Source organism: Nonomuraea mesophila (assembly GCF_004352805.1).
In the GTDB taxonomy this organism is placed as follows: Bacteria; Actinomycetota; Actinomycetes; order Streptosporangiales; family Streptosporangiaceae; genus Nonomuraea; species Nonomuraea longispora.
Genome location: NZ_SMLD01000344.1, coordinates 1 through 3,084 on the forward strand (window position 1 = coordinate 1; position 3,084 = coordinate 3,084).

2 protein-coding genes and 2 pseudogenes are annotated in these 3,084 nt (G+C 60.6%); 3 read left to right on the forward strand and 1 reads right to left on the reverse strand.

What is annotated here, in order from left to right; all coding sequences use genetic code 11:
* Nucleotides 1–215 precede the first annotated feature (215 nt).
* Nucleotides 216–344, forward strand: a pseudogene (locus E1295_RS47780) (IS3-like element IS1141 family transposase); the annotation flags it as partial.
* A gap of 95 nt (nucleotides 345–439) precedes the next feature.
* Here E1295_RS47780 and ltrA read toward each other — a convergent pair.
* A complete protein-coding gene (ltrA, locus tag E1295_RS47785; RefSeq protein WP_132641985.1) occupies nucleotides 440–1,684 on the reverse strand; it encodes a group II intron reverse transcriptase/maturase in 1,245 nt (414 codons plus the stop codon).
* A gap of 431 nt (nucleotides 1,685–2,115) precedes the next feature.
* Between ltrA and E1295_RS52775 the strand changes: the two are divergent.
* Nucleotides 2,116–2,394 (forward strand): annotated as a pseudogene (locus E1295_RS52775) (integrase core domain-containing protein); the annotation flags it as partial.
* Between the two features lie 18 nt (nucleotides 2,395–2,412).
* Nucleotides 2,413–2,604 carry a hypothetical protein gene (locus E1295_RS51670; RefSeq protein ID WP_246081254.1) on the forward strand — a complete coding sequence of 64 codons (192 nt, stop codon included), beginning with the start codon at nucleotides 2,413–2,415 and terminating at the stop codon, nucleotides 2,602–2,604.
* Nucleotides 2,605–3,084 lie beyond the last annotated feature (480 nt).

Sequence of the window (3,084 nt, forward strand, 5' to 3'; positions counted from 1 at the left end):
CTCAAAGGCTGGAGAATCTTGCGCAAGCTACGCTGCAGCCCGTCCAAGGCCGGCCACCTCTGCAAGGCCATCGCCGTCCTTCAGAACCATCGCGTCACCCAAGCCGGGTGAGCCTGAAATAGGTTCACTGGGAGATCTGGCCCACCGAAAACGGCACTCTGGCAGGAGAATTCATTCAGAACGCAATCGCCGCCAACAATAACGTCGCGCCTCGCTCCATCCACGCCGACCGCGGCACGTCGATGACCTCAAACACCGTTACCGGCCTGCTCGCGCTGCTCGGCATCGATCAATCACATTCCCGGCCGCACGTGTCCAACGACAACCCGTACTCGGAAGCGCAGTTGCCGGGTAGCGGGCAGGGGTCTCACCTGCCCGCCCCCACAGATCCGGACGTGAACCTCTCGATTCATCCGGCTCGTATCGTCCAATCACCAGGTCAATACCGCAGTTCCCAGTGCACGAACAGCCGAGGCGCCCGTTCTCGGACTGCTTTCAGCCATTGCCGCGCTTTCTTGTCGCTGCGTTTGAGTCGCTTGTATTTCCTTTGCGCCCAGCGCATCAGATGGCGGTCGATGCGCTCGCAGAGGGGTTTCACCCTGCTCGGGTAGAACACGGCAAAGTAGTTGAACCAACCCCGCAGGATAGGGTTCAGCCATCGCGCGATCTCGCTGAGTGTCTGATTCGTTCGCCGGTGGATCCGCCAGGCAGCAAGCTTGCGACTCATCTCGGTCAGCTTGTCCGGGGATACCGCTGGCAAGAACCCTGTGTATACCTGCTTGCGGGTCTTGTCGAACGCCATCCGCGGGCGGAACGCATATCCACAGAACGTAAACGTCACCTGCTCGAACTCCAAGCGGCGTCTACTGTCCTTGCAATATACGATCTTCGTTTTGTCGGGATGGAGGATCAGCCCGATCTCGGCGAACCGACCTTCAATTGCCACCCAGACCTGACGGGCTTGACGCTCGGTGACGCAATGGACCACCACGTCGTCTGCGAACCGCTCGAACGTGACGGTCGGGAACTCCCGGGCCATCCACATGTCGAAGCCGTAGTGCAGAAACAGGTTGGCGAGCAATGGGGATACCGGGCCACCTTGTGGCGTGCCCTTCGTCCGGAGGGTGAGAGTGCCGTCGGGCATCAGCATCGGTGCTTGGAGCCAGCGCTTCACATAGAGAAGGACCCATTTCGAGTCCGTGTGCCGCTCGACCGCCTTCAGCATCAAATCCCACGGCACAGAGTCGAAGAAGGCTTTGACGTCCAGATCGACGACCCAGTCCTTCTTGAAGCACCGTTGTCGGCACACCTTGACCGCGTCCAGCGGTGACCGGCCGGGGCGGTAGCCGTAGGAGTCGTCATGGAACACCTTCTCCACGTCCGGCTCCAACGCCATAACCGCTGCCGTCTGGGCCACCCTGTCGATCACGTTCGGGATGCCGAGAACCCTCGTCCCACCTTTCTTTGGTATCTCCACTGCGCGGACCGGACCGGGAAAGTAGCTGCCCGAGGACATGCGATTCCACAGTTTGTAGAGATTGTCTTTCAGCTTCTCCTCGAACTGGTCGATCGTCACGCCATCGGCCCCGGCCGCCCCTCCATTCTCTTTCACTTTCAGCCACGCACCCCACACCAGACGTTTTGGTATGTCGTGCGACCTGACCTGAGACTTCGGCTCACTCATGCGATTCCTCCCTTCTCGGTTGATCGCATTCGTTCACCTGGACAATCCCGCCCCTTGGCTCCACCTCCACTGCGATACGCAGAGGCTTCTCAGCTACTACGGGCGAGTCCGCCAGCGCGTCCCGCATCGGTACTCTGCTCCTCGCGGATTAGCCGCTTGGAGTCCTCCCTCTCCCCGCTCTGCGAGCGGAAGTATCGGGACGCGCCTTCACACGTTCCATGCGAGAGCCTTGTCCGGGCTCATGCTGCCTATATGCCGGAGACCGCCTGGGCAGTAAGCGGGTATCTCCCAGACTCATCCCGGAGTAGTTTTGCGACCCCGGTTTCGATCTCGTCTGACTTCTTTTCGACACGTCAACGGCAGAGGGCCTGCGCCCATCGCTCATCTTCCCGGACCGCACCTGACGCGATCAGGTCGCGCCTTTTCCCACGATGTTCACCACAACGGTCTTCAGCCAATGCAGCTCGGGGTGGTTTAGAGCCTCTCCCCGCAGAGCGGCTCTGGAGGGCCGACAAACCTCCATCTCTCACACAGCACCACGTTCAGCGAAGCGCCATCGCTTCTCCACCTCCCGCGTTCGTGTTCACAACAAAACCCTCAAATATTGCCCGGCATTTCCTGGACGGTTCGGATCCATCGAAGACGCCAACGTTTTCTGCGGCCAATTCTTCCGCTACTACAATCACGAGCATCGTCATTCCGGGATCGCGATGCACACACCCGCCTCGGTGCACGACGGCACCGCCGCGCACATCCAGGCCCGCCGGATCGCCACCCTCCACGCGGCCTTCCAGGCGCATCCGGAACGGTTCCGCGGCCGGCGACCCTACCCACCGGCATTGCCGACCAAGGTGTGGATCAACCAGCCACCCGTGATCTCCGAGACCGACACCTCACCACAAAACGCGCAAGTAGCCTGACGTCTCACCGGGTTTGACAGGTTCCGCTCCCAGAGGGTGCGCCTACAAGGGAGAAGTCAAACACAACAGCCAATCACCGTAAATGCCTCCACACTTCCCTATAAGCAACCGGAATTAGGCGCACCACGGCATCAATCACCGGATTCAGGGCGGACGTCACACGAAGGCCAACTATCAGTAGAGGGAGTGACCGGCCCGGTTGCGGATACGGAACTCGGGACGAGAAGGCGGGAACAGCACGTCGTACTTCGCAGCGATCACCGGGGCCCATGGATTTCTGCCTGTTTCCCGTGGCTTCTTGTCTCGGGTGTCTCTCGCACGGCCAGCAGGGGATGGCGAGTCTGTACGGTCACTGAACCTATTTCAGGCTCACCCGGCTTGGGTGACGCGATGGTTCTGAAGGACGGCGATGGCCTTGCAGAGGTGGCTGGCCTTGGACGGGCTGCAGCGTAGCTTGCGCAAGATTCTCCAGCCTTTGAG